The organism is Ensifer sp. NM-2 (genome assembly GCF_003024455.1).
GTDB lineage: Bacteria > Pseudomonadota > Alphaproteobacteria > Rhizobiales > Rhizobiaceae > Ensifer > Ensifer canadensis.
On record NZ_PVZR01000013.1, the window covers coordinates 120,314 to 136,222 of the forward strand.

Annotated in this window: 13 protein-coding genes; 5 read left to right on the plus strand and 8 right to left on the minus strand. The window is 57.7% G+C overall.

The genetic code is table 11. The features are described from left to right. Positions 1-279: 279 nt before the first annotated feature. The gene (locus C6558_RS23850) at positions 280-594 is read right to left on the minus strand and encodes a hypothetical protein (protein WP_057207681.1); all 315 of its coding nucleotides are present in this window, start codon (positions 592-594) and stop codon (positions 280-282) included. Positions 595-797: 203 nt separating this feature from the next. Between C6558_RS23850 and C6558_RS41685 the strand changes: the two genes are divergently transcribed. After that, positions 798-1,103, plus strand: a complete 306-nt coding sequence (locus tag C6558_RS41685) for a hypothetical protein (RefSeq protein ID WP_371412284.1) — start codon at positions 798-800, stop codon at positions 1,101-1,103. Between the two features lie 6 nt (positions 1,104-1,109). Continuing rightward, on the plus strand, positions 1,110-1,577 hold the full coding sequence (locus tag C6558_RS41690; protein WP_371412285.1) for a hypothetical protein: 468 nt from the start codon (positions 1,110-1,112) through the stop codon (positions 1,575-1,577). A gap of 54 nt (positions 1,578-1,631) precedes the next feature. Here C6558_RS41690 and C6558_RS23860 read toward each other — a convergent pair whose 3' ends face one another. Together C6558_RS23860 and C6558_RS23870 are read right to left on the minus strand one after the other, a co-directional pair. Continuing rightward, positions 1,632-2,015 carry a hypothetical protein gene (locus C6558_RS23860; protein ID WP_107027791.1) on the minus strand — a complete coding sequence of 128 codons (384 nt, stop codon included), beginning with the start codon at positions 2,013-2,015 and terminating at the stop codon, positions 1,632-1,634. A gap of 2,008 nt (positions 2,016-4,023) precedes the next feature. Then, complete coding sequence (locus C6558_RS23870; RefSeq protein WP_057207686.1) at positions 4,024-4,206, minus strand: DUF3606 domain-containing protein; 183 nt, start codon at positions 4,204-4,206, stop codon at positions 4,024-4,026. Between the two features lie 897 nt (positions 4,207-5,103). Between C6558_RS23870 and C6558_RS23875 the strand changes: the two genes are divergently transcribed. After that, the gene (locus C6558_RS23875) at positions 5,104-5,310 is read left to right on the plus strand and encodes a cold-shock protein (RefSeq protein WP_057207687.1); all 207 of its coding nucleotides are present in this window, start codon (positions 5,104-5,106) and stop codon (positions 5,308-5,310) included. Between the two features lie 212 nt (positions 5,311-5,522). Here C6558_RS23875 and C6558_RS23880 read toward each other — a convergent pair whose 3' ends face one another. After that, positions 5,523-5,960, minus strand: a complete 438-nt coding sequence (locus tag C6558_RS23880) for a hypothetical protein (RefSeq protein ID WP_057207688.1) — start codon at positions 5,958-5,960, stop codon at positions 5,523-5,525. 1,345 nt (positions 5,961-7,305) lie between these two features. Between C6558_RS23880 and C6558_RS40955 the strand changes: the two genes are divergently transcribed. Further along, a complete protein-coding gene (locus tag C6558_RS40955) occupies positions 7,306-7,491 on the plus strand; it encodes a hypothetical protein (protein ID WP_245449202.1) in 186 nt (61 codons plus the stop codon). Beyond that, positions 7,457-7,696, plus strand: coding sequence for a hypothetical protein (locus C6558_RS23890; RefSeq protein WP_234907961.1), 240 nt, complete (start codon positions 7,457-7,459; stop codon positions 7,694-7,696). The genes C6558_RS40955 and C6558_RS23890 overlap by 35 nt, the downstream gene beginning before the upstream one ends. A gap of 1,840 nt (positions 7,697-9,536) precedes the next feature. Here C6558_RS23890 and repC read toward each other — a convergent pair. The 4 genes from repC to C6558_RS23920 all read right to left on the minus strand — a co-directional run bounded on the left by repC (position 9,537) and on the right by C6558_RS23920 (position 15,781). Further along, complete coding sequence (gene repC, locus C6558_RS23900; protein ID WP_057220952.1) at positions 9,537-10,754, minus strand: plasmid replication protein RepC; 1,218 nt, start codon at positions 10,752-10,754, stop codon at positions 9,537-9,539. Between the two features lie 204 nt (positions 10,755-10,958). Next, positions 10,959-11,975 carry a plasmid partitioning protein RepB gene (gene repB / locus C6558_RS23905; RefSeq protein ID WP_057207691.1) on the minus strand — a complete coding sequence of 339 codons (1,017 nt, stop codon included), beginning with the start codon at positions 11,973-11,975 and terminating at the stop codon, positions 10,959-10,961. A gap of 94 nt (positions 11,976-12,069) precedes the next feature. Continuing rightward, complete coding sequence (gene repA, locus C6558_RS23910; protein WP_057207692.1) at positions 12,070-13,278, minus strand: plasmid partitioning protein RepA; 1,209 nt, start codon at positions 13,276-13,278, stop codon at positions 12,070-12,072. Between the two features lie 1,573 nt (positions 13,279-14,851). Then, positions 14,852-15,781 carry an AraC family transcriptional regulator gene (locus C6558_RS23920; RefSeq protein ID WP_107027794.1) on the minus strand — a complete coding sequence of 310 codons (930 nt, stop codon included), beginning with the start codon at positions 15,779-15,781 and terminating at the stop codon, positions 14,852-14,854. Positions 15,782-15,909: the final 128 nt, after the last annotated feature.

Genomic DNA, 15,909 nt, shown 5'->3' on the forward strand with positions numbered 1-15,909 from the left:
AAGAGCGGCGTTCCGGTCGGTTATTGGCAACAAAGCAACGAGATCCGACCTGCTTCCAACGCATCGGCATACCCACCGACTGCAGTAAGAGCAACTGCCTTCGTGCACAACCGACCGCGGTCGGCACGGCCAACTATCCGCGGTCCGCACCGAATCGGCTGACTACACGGCCAAACGCTGCTCACCCATAGCGACATGGTGAGCCTCCGTTGCAGTAGAGTCTGTAGCCGGCAAAAGACAAGTTTCTGTGCTTTCGCCGACTGGATATGCGCTCGACCTTCAGTGAAGTCCGTCAGAGCACACCAGCGGGCCGAGCCCTGCCATCATCACCAGGCGCGCGTCGAGCGAGGCATGAAGCGCGCGATACATGTCCTCGATCGCCTCGAAATCCTTGATCGCCTCGAGATCCGCGTTGCCGTCTTCCATTTCGTCGCCGACGGTTTGCGCCTTGACGCAAAGTTCCCCAACCCGTGACCACAGGTGCAGCGCTTCTGCCTTGGCAAGCTGCTCGCGTGACAGGGCCTGCAGTACAACTCTCTCGACCGCCATGGCGATCTCTGCCTGCTCAAGGATTACGGCGCGCCAATCGGGCATTCAGACATCCTGTTCGGTTCCGACGTCATAGCTCGCCATGCTGATCTTAAGGGGCGCCCTCACACAATTAACTTTGACATACTGGTGACAAGTACTGGCGCGAAACGCGTCGTGTGACGAAAACGTAATTTTGCTCACTGTCGCTGTTGTTCTATTGGTGTGCAGGGGGCGTCTTTGTTGCGAACTTTGGGAACGGCCAGGCGATGAGAAGACGTACCATCATTCTTGGAGCAGGAGCCCTTCTGGCAGGAGCAAACGTTGCTCTGCTGGCCGGCAGGAGCGGCGGCGGCGATGCGGTGTCGCGTGACAGCATCGACTGGACCGCCTCGGGGCTGCGAGCCGGCGGGACGGCTGGAGTACCCGCTGACTTGCCCGATCCGGTGTTTCGCGAACAGCCCCAATGCGTCACCACCCTCGCGCAGACCCTCGGTCCCTGCCATACCAATGACGTTCCCATCCGACCCGACGTGACGGAAGGCGTCAACGGACTGCCCACCCGCATCAGCTAGCGCCTTTTGCGGTCCGAGGATTGCAACCCGATAAAAGGTGCAGACGTCGAGATTTGGCATGCCGATACGCGCGGCGTTTATTCCGGGCGCGCGGCAGGGATGTGCAACGCGGACGATCAAGACGCCAGCAGCCTCGCGTTTTTGCGGGGCAGGCAGATCAGCGACGCCGAGGGCCGTGTGAATTTTCTCAGCATTTATCCTGGCTGGTACAGTGGCCGTACCGTCCATGTCCATCTGCGTATCGTGATTGAGGGCATGGAGTTGCTGGTCACGCAACTCCTGTTCGACGAACCGCTCAGCGATATCGTCTGTCAAGGCCACCCCGATTATGCAGCGCGCCCGCAGCGCGATACGATGAACGGCAGCGACAGCGTTTTTTCTGCGGCGGAGGCGTCGGAATTCATCTTCGACGTCGAACGGCTCGAAATCGGCATTCTGCAAGCAAGCTACACTATCGGTGTCGCAGGCGCATAGATTCGCTTTGCGGGCCAATCGCCGCGAACCCCGAAGGTCTGTGTTTCCCTCAGGTCAGGCGAGCCGGCCGACATCCTTCAAGATTGCGTAGAGTTCGGCCGCCGCTTCATTTTCGTCACCTGCATCGAGCCAGATCGGACCGATGGCAAGCTCAATGTCTTCCGCATACCTTTCGCCCATGATCAAGCTGACGGTATGGAGGCCTGCAGCCTCGGATATCGTAGGATTGACGGCGATATGAAAGAAGCCGTTTTGGGTATCTCCCGGCATTTCATAGACACGGGCCAGGAAGCCTTGAAAATCCGCCACGTCGTTGCGTTGCTCAAGCGCCGTGAGCAACGAAGGATGCAGAATCTCGACAGCGATTGATTGTGGCTCCAGCCAACGAGTACCAAGTTCACCAGCGGCCTCGACCTCACCTTGGACCTCACTGAACATACGGTTTCTCCTCTCGACGAAGGTTATGGCAGAGTACGAACGCATCAGCGCGCATGGGAGCGCTTGCAGACCGACAACATGCCGTGCGCGCCGCTCAGGCATCGCGTCAACTGGCGTGCTGTCGATCTCCCATCGATGTGGCTATGCCGAATTGCTGCGCTTCCAGTTTATCGGCATGAGCTGCCAGATCGGCGCTCAAGGCTCTCGCTTGCGCCGCTGTCAGGCCGAACTGAAGCGCGCTGACGTGGTGCGATGCCGGTTCGTCCGAGAACTCAATCCGCAAGCCGATATCGGCATTTTCGCCTAGCAGTGCTGCACTTTTCCACGCCAGGACTGCAGATATCCTGACACATCCATCGCCATCTCTGTTCCAACCGTCCCAAGCCATAGAAGCCCCCACGTTGTGATTGCGTAATTAAAGCAAACCAAAGACAAGTTGTCGATATAAGCACATATCGGTCTCGTAAGCGAACGATCGGCCCACTTGCAAATCGGGCCGGGCCGCCAGTGGCGCCACCCGAAGGGGGCGGATTGGACCGATTCGAGCCGAGAGCTGGAACCCTGACGGTCTACAGGTTCTGAGATAAAAATTCCCACGTAGCAACCGTCTCAGCACCGGACCATGGACGGCGCACATCCTTTCTATGGGTTCGAGGCGCCGCGCGCTACGCGAACCAAGCATCCTTCACATCAGGTGGTGGGGAGCTGGCGCGGCTATTACGACAAATGGTGGTGATTGCCGGCGGAGATGGTGGAGTCGGGAGTCAAGCCTCGCTCGGCTTGCACCTCAAGCGTTTGTCCAACGGACTTGGCCTCTCGCCCAATTGTGCCTGACGGCTGTGGGCGTCATGGCGGCCGCCGCTTGGTTCTTGTCGCATCCCTAGTCGAAACCAGTGATTGTTAACTAATTGAATATGCTGCAGAGTTCTGGCAATCAGAAGCCAATCGGTCATTCCCTTCCGTCACTCTTGGCGTTGCAAGCGTTGCGCTCGGTCGGATAGGATCGACTGCTCGGGGTGATTTATCATGCCATTCGCGCCGCTTGGGCGCGCCGGTATAGGCATTCTAGCCTCCGTCAACTCTATGTCAAAGGCATTACCGTGTGAGTCAACTTGATATGATACCAACTCCAACACTGAATCCGGGTAATGTAGAATCGTAATGTCGCAAGTTTTGGCCGGCGTCCTAAGCGTTACCCGACGACCGAGGTTGAACCGGCGATCGCCCGATGCACGATCGACGAGAAGAATATCGCTCGAAGCAGGATCGGCAATTGGTGCCGAACTGGGCCGCTTCTCGAGCATGGTCCGCAATTACAAAATCTGGAAGCTGAAAGATTTGGTAGGCGACGCCCGTACACAGACCCCTTCAACGGCAATCGACTGGGTCCCAGCCATGGCAATCATCCCAACTTGCTGCGTGTGTCGGTGCCCAGGTTGCCATGCGAAGTAGCCCGGCCTGTACGGCCTTATCCAATCCTGTTAGCCTGACAAGAAATTCCCATCGCGTACCGCAGGTTCGTTGCGATGCCGGCATGAGCATCACGCCGATCGTATAGAATGGCACGTCTTCACGAAAGCGACGATTGGAAGACCGAAGCCAACAATACGCATTCAGTACAGTCGACCCGGGAGGCGATATCCCCGCCAATGCTCCAATTGGCAACGCTTAATGAATCGATCGCTCGGTAGAGTCGCGCTCATCCCATCTTGTCCCGAACAGCAGGCTCGCATTGAAATATGTCCCATCGCGGGCACTTTTTATGCCGGCCGCATACCAGCCTTACCGCGATAGGGCTTCAAACTCCGGTGGCTCGCCCGGGTCCCATGGCGCCAACCGATGTAGCGCGGCAACACGCTATGACCTCAGAAGGCAACGACAAATACCGCTCCAGATGCAGAAGCTAACGCGATCCACCGCGGTGCCCATGGGCACATTGTCACTCACTGGGTTGACGCGAGTAATTGCTCCCACCCTGCGTCAACAGCAGCGACGAACATATGCCCAACTATCCCCGCAGCCGATTGGCGGCTCTATCAGCAGCGTCGCGATCGCCACCATGCTGCTTGATGATACGCCGGGCGTCACTCTCCTTGATCCCGTGTTTTTTTGCGAAATAGCCGACTTCATATTTCTGGCTACCTGCCGCGAGTCGGCGAGGGCTGGTTGTCTTCGTCTTGTCATCTTGCATCTAGGATCTCCTTCCTAACGATCAACGCAGACGAGAATCCCAGGTTCCATATCTTCCAAATTGCCCACACGGGGTGATAGCCGCTGGGCCGCCGTAACGGACACTTGGTGAAACGGAAGGCGCCATGTTGTCTGCAGACAACGTCGCCACCTTGCCAACACCTGCAGTCCAGAAGAGGGCGCATCTAGGGAGAGATCACCCGTTTTGAGCTCCGACCAGGCCGGCACAACGAAAAATAAGCCAGAATGCGTTTCCCGGCTTCCGGCAGTCTTGAGCCCGGTTGTTGTCAGCAGACAACAACGGGAGCGGGTCATCGACCCAACGCAGCCAGCGCGACGCGACGATGCAGTCCAATCCGTTCCAAAATGTCGTTGGCACTGGAGCAAGGCAGCACGACGCGCACTTCGCCTTGGCATTCGTCCACCGGGAAATTGCATGCGTTGCCGAAACAGCGCCGCGGTTTGACGCCGCTGCCTACTTAGGGATGTGCCTACGCGGCTGGCGGCGGCTATGACGAGCGGAGCTCATGCATCGTCCCATGTTGTCTGCAGACAACAACGCATGTACTGGGGCAGGTCAAATCCCCTGAATACCACCTATGCGTGCTATCTTGCTGCACAGTCAACCGACATCGTTGTCTGCAGACAACAAATCAAACCTCACCGGGCTCGCTTAAGTCAGCTGACTGCCGCCCCGAGGCCGTGCCGGCCTCTGATGCTTCCACAGAGGTAGCGAAATTTACAGACGAAGATGCGCGCGGCGGTAAGGGTACGAAGGAACCTGTCAGAACACTTAATTTCAAGCACCCTCTTCCCTTCTCCGCCCGATCCATTAGTTTTGATGGCGCAACAAACGCCATGCGAACCCCTGGTTCCAAGGCTCACGAAGGGGAATGTTATGGCGACTGGTACCGTGAAGTGGTTTAATTCGACGAAGGGCTATGGCTTCATCCAGCCCGACGATGGCGGCACGGACGTCTTCGTCCATGCGTCTGCCGTCGAGCGGGCAGGCATGCGTGGTCTGAACGACGGCCAAAAGATCAGCTACGATCTCGTCGAGGACCGCAAATCAGGCAAGACATCGGCTGACAACCTGCGGGCCTGACACGGCTCCCGTAACTTTACCATTGGCCGGCTGCGCCGGCCAATGGTAGGCGACGTAATGAACTCCAGATCTGCCTACGACATCAAGGCACAAGTTCGTTGTCAGCAACGCAAATCAACCGCATTTTCGTTACAGAACCATGTCACCCTTGAGGCAACTCAGCGGCGTCCATTGCGCCCACATAGATTGGCAAAAATCGGGTTCAAGGGCACCTAGGCGACAAAGAATGCAGCCACCGCCGACCAGAAGCTTTGCGGACGCTCCGAGAGTAAGCTTCGGACCTGGCGAGCCGCTGCAGCCGCACTCACCGTCCTGCCGAAGTGGCAGTAGCAGACGATGTCATGCAGTTCCTCGTCACTGATCTCAAAGAACCGTTTCGCCTCGCCGTAGGTGTCGTTGTCCAAACCGGCCGCATGCAGCACTGGATCGCGGAAGGCAACCGTTATCGGCGAGTAGTCGCTACGCAGTGCATTTCGTTCGTCGCTAAACTGGAACTCGGTCTCATGAAGCGTGTCGAGGTGCCTGTGCCGAATTTGCTCTAGCAACTCGGCCCAACGTTCCAGTCGCTGTCGGCGTGTCATCCCGCGCGCGCCGAAAATTGGCTCTATCTGCGCGATGGTCTGCAACTGCTCCAAGGTGTGATGCTTCATTGTCGCCTCCAATCAAACGACGTTGCGAGAGCCAGCCCAGCACCAGCCTGTTCCTAGTCGTTGGCGCTGTCCAATCACGATGCTGGTGACAGGCAATATCGTAGCTGGAATGGAGCTTTGGTGCGTAAATTCGCTCGTTTTTGAACTCGTCTTTCAAAACAACGATTGAGGCATCATGATCTGGGCGAAACGACGAAACGTGCGGGATCATGGCGCAATTGGAGGTTTGGAGATGGTGAACCGCCTTTGGGCTTGGTCGGACACGGTCCGCACTCCCGACGAAACACCCGGCGAATTGCTCGCGAACTGCCACACCCGTTGTATCGGTTCTCCCAAACCGGCAACCCATCGCCCCCTGATTGTCCAGTAGGTAACCCCTGCGCCGGGTTCCGGCCGATCGGTATTGAATGAAACTGACGGGCCCGCCGGGCAACGGGTCTTCATCTTTCATCAATTGTGCCAAGCATGGTACCCTTGAAATCTTCAACTTGGGCATCAACCGTTTCGACATACGGCGCAATTTTTCGGACTACGTCTACGCGCTTTTGGGCGCTTGCTTAATCCATCCTTGGAAAGGCAAAGCCACCGCACTCTTTCGCGCGACATACCTGTAGCGAAAATCCGGCCACCAGATCGATGCGGCGCATGGGTTGATTTTCCCTCGACAGCTGTGAGCATCAGCGCCACGGAATTTGCTCAACTGCGGACATACGCACCAAAGGGTCACGACATAGGCACATGCAGTGCAAATCGGATGCTGGCGACAGGATCGCCAAAACGGCTTGGATCCTTGTATGGACAGGCAGTTTCCTATTCACGCGATGCGCCTCTGCTCACAGCTTCTTGAGCCGCAGCATTGCAGTCACTTCGTGCGGTGCGAGCACTCCATCTTTCCGCACCATTCCCGCCGAGAACTTCGTAACTGCCTCCGCGCCCATCAGCCCCTCCTAATGTGTGGAAGAGAGACTAGTTTTAGGTATCGCTACCGGACCAGGTTTGCATGTCGCCCGACAACGAAAACAGCCGGGCGATGCGCGGGTTGAAAATGGCAGCCCCGCGCCTTGCTGCCGAATTTTCTGACCCAAACGCAAGGCCGCCAAGTGGAATCTCAAAGGATTTCCAATCCGAAATCAGCGCGCCTCGCCATACCCACAATCAGACCCCTTCTGCATTAGAGTTTGCGTGGCGGAAGTAAACTGAACTTTCCATTCTGTTACGCCGTACATTGAAAGCAAGTTCATGTAGTTAGCACGCGCCAAATTGCGTCCGGACGCTCTTGCCTGGTAGGACATGGGGCAGAAACGGTGACGGCGCCGGATTTCCCATTGCCGGAGGATCTTGTGGGTTGTTGGTGCTGCGCGATTGCGTTGGCCCCATGTTCCAGGCAATCATCTTCATGAATGGAGCCAGCATGCAGAAGTTCGACCTTGATACCTTGAGCGAAGTAGAGCTGATCGAATTGCACGATGCGGTCGTCGACCGGCTGCACTTTCTGCATGAGCAGAAGAAAGACGACGCATGCCTTGCTTGAACTGGCGATCGGCGAGCGCGTGATATTCGAAGACAGTAACGGCCAGACGCAGGCTGGAATCGTCATCCGTCGCAACCGCAAAACGGTGACTGTGCACGGCGACAACGCCCGCCAATGGAACGTCTCACCGCAGTTGCTGCGAAAGGAAAGGCGACCTGACGAACGGCAAAGCAGCAAGCTGGTGCCGTTTTCGGGAAAGGTCTGACTTTAACACGCCATCGTCACGAGTTAGGGAAAGGCTGGAATTGGCCGCCCTGAGCTTCCCAACCCGAGGCGAGCCCGAGCAAATACTACTCATTGCCTAGGGTCGTTGTGCGCAATTTTTAGTGTCAGGGCTGGTGAACACGCCCCCGCTTTTCCCCGGCAAGTGAAACCTAAAGCGGTTGTTCAAAAGGCTCACGCTACGACAATCAAGATTTCCGCGACGGATTTGCAGCGCGAATGACCCGGCTCGACGGTCGAGCCTTTGAGTGATTGGCAGGATGTCCTTGGAAATGAGATCGTCGCTCTTCAACTGGCACTCGTTCGAGTGGTCGGTGATAGCGCGAGCGATGTCGCCGTTTTCCGCACGCAGTCACGCAACCGTGACTGTCAACGGAACCTCTCGTCGAGGCTACTGCGCGCCGGTAAACAAGCAGTTGTTAATACACGGTCGAGCGTTGGTCGATCCGCTAGACTGTTCGAACACCAATGGCAGCCCGAAAAACAGATGCGGCTCAAATGCCGGTCGTGGTCAATCTCCTGCGACGGTGCCTCGGCCCTGGCCAATCATCACAGGCCTTTGGCGAAAAGACACTTGCCTCTCGCCTTCGTCATATTTCCCGCCGCTTGTGTTTGCTGCCGTCATAACCAAGGACGGTTTCGGACGTGGGCAACTGTAAAAGCGGCGGTGAGCGCCGGAGTTGTTTCGACCCCACGAGCAGTTTGCCCCGAGGGAAACGGGGCAAGGTGGAAGTCCTTCACATATCGCACGCCGATCTCGAGATGCTCGTGCGATTATGCGGAGCCCAACAGTTGGTCGCAGTGCTGGCAGTTCAATGTTTGGCTCTCGCAACAGTCGCTTCCAATCATACTGAACCCCACGCATCGATGCCATTTTTCCGGTCTCGTGCTTAAGCACCGATCGCGCTGAACAGTGAAGGTCGAAAGATCTCAATTGCGAAGGCAACAAATACGGACCATGACAAGGCGTGCGATCGAGCCACTTGTCGGGAGTCGCCGGCATCGGATCATTTTTCCTTAGGTCTGTTCCGGTAAATGAAAACCGCTTGCGCACGCCGATCCCGTGTGAATCACTTGACTGACGGGTCTCAAGCACCTTCAGCCTGAAGACCGCATTCTCCAAGCAGCGGGCCCAGATTTCGAAATCTGCGTTTGAACGACCAGGGTGCGGGGTTCTTTGTCAGCATATTTCAGCGCCACCTGTTTGAAAGCGCCCGAATTAGCTACGAACAAGCGCGAACAATCTAGATATCCGGGCCACATGCTACCTGCGGTCTCAGGCGAGACACCGGTCATGGTGCTAAAATGTCGGCCGCAGGTTCTCAGAACCTGTCCCTCAGCTCCGCCCGTTTCCCGGGAACCACCTGCACCCTTTCCCCGTTCCGGACGTGCAAATGGAGTTCGCTATGTTGGGTGAAAGAAACTACCTAAAGCCAGAACGTCACACCTCCGGCGGCCTGCCCGTTGGTATCTTACTCATCTCGGTCCTCGCACTTTCGGCCTATCTCCTTGTCGGAAGCTCGTTTGTTGGCAACAAGCCGTCAACCCCGACTGTCTACCTCCCGGTGGTGTCGCAGCAATCGCGCTAACTGCATCCCCTACCAAGACTAAAGAGGAGAAGGGGAGGGCGACTGCTGTGGTGACGCCGACAGCCGAGACCAGACCTCCGCAAACGGCGACCTGCATGTCAAACCTTTCGAAGTCATGGCCGGACCCGGGTGTGGCAAACACTACCTGACCGATGGCAGTCGCTGTCTCCGGCTAGGTGCAGTTCACGTGGGGAAGCGTCAAGCCGAGAGCAGTTTGCCCAACCGCAGCCCGGCTCACGACGCAGAAGCCAGATTGGATGTCGGCGCCCCACGAAGCAGTGCCATCAGCATCGGCCCGAGCGAGAACTCCCCGCGCCGCGCCCGGTTTGTCAGATCTCTGAGATAACCGCCGGGCGAATTGATGTGTCCGGACCGCTCGTACATGCAAGCCACCACGGACGCAGCCGTCGCCGGCCCCATCACCTCGCACGCTTCCTCATAGGCCGACGGGCTGACCGCAAGCATCGAGCGGACGGTCACCGCGGCCATCATCAGATCACGCCAACTCGAAACCACGCCGTCCGGGCCGAAAGGTTTGATCTCGGGGCAGGCCCGCAAAACCATCTCCAACGGGAATGGCTGTACGCCCTTCGGCTTTGCTCCGCTTTCCGCCCTCGGCTTTTCGTCCTGCTCTTTTTCAGAGCTTGGTTCAAGTTCATTGAAGGATTCGGGTTTTGAATTCTGTATGTGCTGCTCAGATAGACCATCATTGCTAGCCATATTTTCGGAAATCGCGTTATCATCCAGCATGTTGACGACTTCTTCGTGCAAAAGCGTCATCTCGTCAGCAATGGCCCGCAAATCCTTGAGGCTCGGTCGGCGTGGAATTCGTGCGATAAGCGCGACAAACATGTCTTCGGCGTGCCCCCAATCGCCGGATGCCCCCTCCTCGATCGCGGCAGTAATCAGCTTGCGAATATCCCGGCGGCACAATGAGACACGCTCCTTGGCGATCAGGAACCGCCGGCGTTCTGCCGCAACTTCCTGGGCCAGGCCTGCCAGTTCTTCCGAGCGGGCCAAAAGCGGGGCGAGATCAAAGCCGTAGGCCTCCTCTATGCCGCCTTCGCCGTCCTTGCGTGCATATCTCTTGCCATTGGGGCTGTCCTTGCGCGAAATCAGGCCCGCCTCCACCAATGCAGCAAGGCAGCGGCGTAGCGTGCTGCCGGCGATGCCATTGGCGCGGTGGGTCAGCTGGGCGTTCGACGGGAACACGACGAGGTCATTGCCCTCAGCCAATTCGCCCTGCGGATAGAATGACAGAAGTGCGTTCAGCACAGCCAGAGCGCGGTCCTGGACGCCAAGAAGGGTCCGTGCCTCGCATACGTCGCGAAGCACCTTCCACTTGTCGACGGTTTTTCCGGCTTTGATGCCGGACGATCTGATTTGTCCCTTCACCAGGGCAAGCGACATCGGCCGCCGCCCGAATGGCGTCGTTACGGATAACCTGTCCATTTCAGCCTTACCTTTTTTCAGGCAAAGGAATGCCGGTCACCGAAACGGCGCCAAATCTCCGAAGAGAGTCTTGACTGTGAATCCCGGAAGTGCGAATCTCGAAATCGCCAAATGACGAGAAAGGGCCTTCAGAGACGGTGTTTCGGGGGCCTTTTTTCTTTTGCCGTGCTGCTCCTCTATATTTTCAGTCTTCAGGACGGCGCCCTATTCGGCGCTGCTCTGCGTTTTCTCCAGCGCCGCCTCGTAAGCTTCAAACAGCTCGGGCAATTTCGCCGTCAGATAATCTGCAAATCCGTCATGCCGATCGCGCCGGATCGACAGGCGCCATTGCTTGTCGCTCGTGGCCACTTTTCCGATCTCCGCACCCGATCCACTAGTGACAGTCTCAGGTGCAAGCCCAGCGGCTGGCCCTTTTTCGGACTTTGTCGCGGCCGCAAAGGCCAGCATAAAGCGGTCATCCGTTTCCCGTGTCGTAAAGCCGGCTTTGGTTGCAACCGCCAAGGCGCGCTTCAATGCCGGCTCGTTGCCGATCGCATCAACCAGTGACTGCCAGCGGCCTCGACCGATTTTCGGTGCCCGCCCGATGGCGTCCACAAGTTCGCGCGGCAATGCGCGTGCGACAGCGACCAGCTTGGAAACTTCAGCCCGGTCGACAGAAAGTGCCGACTGGATCAGCGCACGGGCAAAGCCGGCATCCTCCAAACGGCAAGCAAATACCGCGCGTTCGATGAAGCTCAGGTCTTCGCGGGCGGAGTTCTCCACACCTTGCGCCACGACTAGATCTTCATCGCTCAGCGAGCGCACATAGGCTTTGACGGGAATGCCGAGCGCACGAGCGGCACGAATGCGCCGATGTCCGTAAGCGCTCTGGTAGCGACCGGATAAAGAAGGATGCTCGCGGAGGAGGACGGGAATTTCCTGTCCTCTTTCCCGGATCGAAGTTATCAGTGCCTCGAAACTGGCTGGGTCCTGCTCGCTGAAGCGATCGGCTAAAGGCGAGGGATCGATCAGGGTGGGGTCGATCTCCACGGCGAGCTGGCCCGACGCGAGCTTTGCGCGAAGAACTTCATACTCCTTCTCGACGTCCGAAAAGGTGTCCTTGAGCGAGCGGACTGCGCCGGAGCTCATACGCGGCAGCGCCGGACGCTTGATGTCACCATCAACGGAGTGCTCGCTCTGGCCGGAAAACATCGAGCGAATGGACTGGGTGCGTTTGCTCAATGGAGGGACCTCCTCGTTACAGGCGAGGCGTTGTCTGTAGACAACATTCCCCGCCCAAGGGGAAAGAGTACTGGCACGGAATGGGAGCAATCACTCATCGCTGCCATACCTTCGAAATCAGGTCGATCACCTCGGTGTTGACCGCGTTGACCGATTCCATGGCTCGGTCATAAACGGACCGCCCGACGGCGCCCTTCGACAATTCGAACAGCGACTGCTTGGTGAGGCCGGCATTGGCAATGGCCGTCGACTTCCATGCCGTAGCCCTGAGGACATCGCTTCCGAAGAGGTCGCGCAACAGTCCGACGATCTCCTGCTCGGGCACGTCGCGCGGATCGTGCCTGGTCACGACGAATTTCATGAAATCGTAGTTCAGATGCGCGCCGGCATCCTCGATCACCGCGATGAGATCGGCTGTCATCAACAGGAACTGGCTCATCGATGCGACATCGACCATCTGCGGGTGGATCGTCACCAGCATGCCGGTTGCCGCATTGAGGGCGCCCATGGTCAAGAAGCCGAGTTGCGGCGGGCAGTCGATGACAACGACGTCATAGTCCGCCTCGACTTCATCGATGGCGGCAGCGACGCGGCGAAAGAACAGATCCTCGGGTCCGGATCGTTTGCCCATTGCACGCGGGGTTTCATGCTCGAACTCCATCAGCTCGAGATTGCCCGGGACGAGGTCTATGCCCTCGAAATAGGTCGATCGGATCACCGAACGCATGTTGACCCGCTCCTCATCGTAGCGGATCGCGCCGTAGAGGGTGGTGTTTTCGGCAATGTCGAATTCCGGCTGGTAACCGAACATGGCAGACAGCGACGCCTGGGGATCGAGGTCGATCGCCAGAACGCGGTAACCCTGCAGCGCCAGCCCCTGTGCGAGGTATAGCGATGACGTCGTCTTGGCTGAGCCGCCCTTGAAGTTGGCGACGCTGATGATCTGGAGCTTGTCACCTACGCGGCGGCGCGGCCAGAACTTCAAGGCTTCCTTCGGGCGTGCTTCGGCAAGATAGGCGCGAAGCTCGTTGATTTGGCGCAGTGTGTAGGAACGGCGACCAGCGGTGCCCAGTTCCGGCATCGGCCCGAGACCGTCCAAGGACAATTGCCTGAGATAACCGTCCGATACACCAACGATCTGCGCGACCTCTCCTGAGGTAAACGACCTCAGGCTCTTCATCGCCTTCGGCGGAAAAGCAATTTCACCAACGGCCCGCAGACGGTCCGAAAGCGCGGTCGCCTGGCGTGTGATACGCTCGGAAGTCGTCTCGTTTTCAACCTGGGGATTCGCGGGCTTCAACATCGGGGTCTCTTCAAAACGGTTTCTTCGCGTCTGACGCATTGTTTCCGTCTGGAAGTAGAGACACGATTCGTTGTCGGTCGACAAGCCGCTTTAGGGATAACAAGAACTTAGCAGTTGCAGCGGAAGCGGCATCCCACTGCTTTCTCCTTGACGCATTCCGTATACTTATCAGCAGCTTGGCGGCACTTTGGCGTCACCTTTCCGCCCAACAATCCCTTGCTTTTGCGGGCCCTTCACGTGGCGTTGTCAACCGTTTCTTGCACTGACTGACACGGCCAACAGGGCAAAACGGCGAAATCGCCGCTCCCGGCAGTCTACTTCCGCAGCCAAATCAATTGATTCGCACCGAGCCGGAAGAGCGTCAGCGGCTGAGTGGGACCGCGTGGTCACCCGATCTTCCACGGCGATGTGTTCTGCCGGGTGGCGGTGAACTCACCTGATCTGGCAGTTGCTTCCGCCTGCCCAATCGGTATCGTTTGAACGCGATTCGTCGCTTGGAGGATCTATGCGTCAGCAGACAAAGCCGTTTATTGTTGAGATAAAGCCGTCCCGCAAGGTGAAGGCCGATAGCCAAAAGACATCGATCTGGGGGAAACTGGATCTGAGTCCCGAACCCGATCTGCAAGCAGAGCCCGTTGGGGCAGAGGAGCTAATCCTCGAGGCTAGTCGGCCCTAGATGATCCAACACGTGTTTGCCGACTGCAGACGGGCCTGAGGTTTGCAAGCCGACTCGCCTTTCCGGGCAAAACAAGTGCGGCCACATGTCGTACTGCAGAGCGACATGGGCGCCAAGCGCACCGGGCAACCACACTGGTCAAGGCGTAGCTCGAGGCTATGTCAGTTCGAGACTTTGACCCACAAAAGCCGAAATCATAAATCGCGCACGACGCAGCTCTCCGGGCATGGCTTTAGCGCACACTTCGCTTCAGTCGATCAGCCGATCGACGTTGGCGACGCATTTCCGAAGAAGAAGACCCTCTGCGACACAGCTAGTTGATTCCTGCGCGGCTGTATCCTAGGGCTGCTTGCCAGCGGCCGTCCGGTTGGCATTAAGCGCGATCAAGGGAGTGTCAGGTGGGAGGAGCCATCGTCGGACACGAATGGCAACCGGTTTCTGCGCTGACCGGTCGCGCCGATTGATCGGCGCCGGCCAAAAATTTTGGCAAAAAAAATGGGCCTGCGGAAAACCGCGGCCCATGAAGTGTGAAGGTCATAAAACCTCCAGAGGGGAACAGCTGCTGCGGCGGCACTGGGAGGAGAAGCCGCCATGTGCATCAGCTGTGAGCGTTATGATCGTTTTTTGATCATTTGGAAAACATTTTTTGTGCAATGCAGCTATGCGTATGCTGCGTTGCTTGTCCGCTCCAGGACAGGCAAACGATTGGTGCGAAGCGATCCCCTGGCTGACCGGCACTTAAAAGCTCCAAGCGTTAAGCAGCGCATTGAACGCGCAGAACCGGTGCAGAGAGCTCAAGGAAGATTGTCAGTTCGGCAATTTCGCATCGCTGGATGGGGCGGGCCATTGGCCTAGAAGGCGAGATTGTGACGTAAAGCACGCTGGCCGCAACGTTGGCTATTCGTTTTCCCCACGAGAGTGATTGACCGCTTCCTGGCTTTTCGCCGCGACACTCGAATACATCCCGGTCGTACGGAACTCGGTGGGACTCGCACCAAAATAGCGTCGAAACACTTTGGCGAAATAGTTCGGGTCTTCAAAGCCAGACATGATCGACACTTCCTTGACCGAGAGATGTGCCGCCTTTGTCAGGAGTTTCGTTGCCCGCTGCAATCGCTTGCGCAGCACGAACTCCGCGGGCGGCATGCCTTCGCTGGCGGCAAACACGCGCGAGAAGTGCGCGCGGCTGAGCCCGGACACTTCGGCAAGCGTCTCGACGGGAAGGGGATGCGCAAGGTTCGCCATGATATGTTGAATGACATGCTGCATTGTCCGGTATTCCTGGCTGAATACGGGATGGGCGCCGAAAACGTCGTCATAGAGTGCCATTGCGGCCTCGTAGGCGATTGCCGATGCGCTGCCCGGCGCTTCGCCGCCACCTGAAATCAGCCGCAGACTGCAGTCTGCCAGATGCTCGATCGTCTCGGGTTTCAAGTTCAGGATTGGTCCGGTTGTCGAAAGAATGGCCTTGTGGATGCGCAGTGCCTCTTCGCCGTTCATCGATATCCAGAAGAACTCCCAACGACCATTCTGCTCGAGCCAGTAGCGGTGGTTGTGCGGCACCAGCAAGAGCAGCGTCTCGCCCTCGCGCACACGGTGGTTGCGCGCCTCGTAGCGCAGGTTTCCCGCGCCCGAGATCGTATACTGCAGCACGGTAAACGGTGTCTGTCCCCGCTTGCGACCATCCCAATCGTAACTTCCATCCGTGCGGATCTCATAACCCGTGCTGGTCGGCATGGTGTGCAGGCTGTGACGCCCGCGCGGCAGCGAGACCGTCTTCATGGCAGGGCCATTCTCGATCAACCGTTTCAGCATAGAATTACCCATGAAAGCACAATACCTCTCTGGCGACGCCAAGCATTATACGCATAATGCCCTCCAACAAAGCAAGACGGCCGATTTCAGGCGAAGCGAGGGGAGTAAACCGGGAGGGGAACCGCGCTTTGGCGCAACCC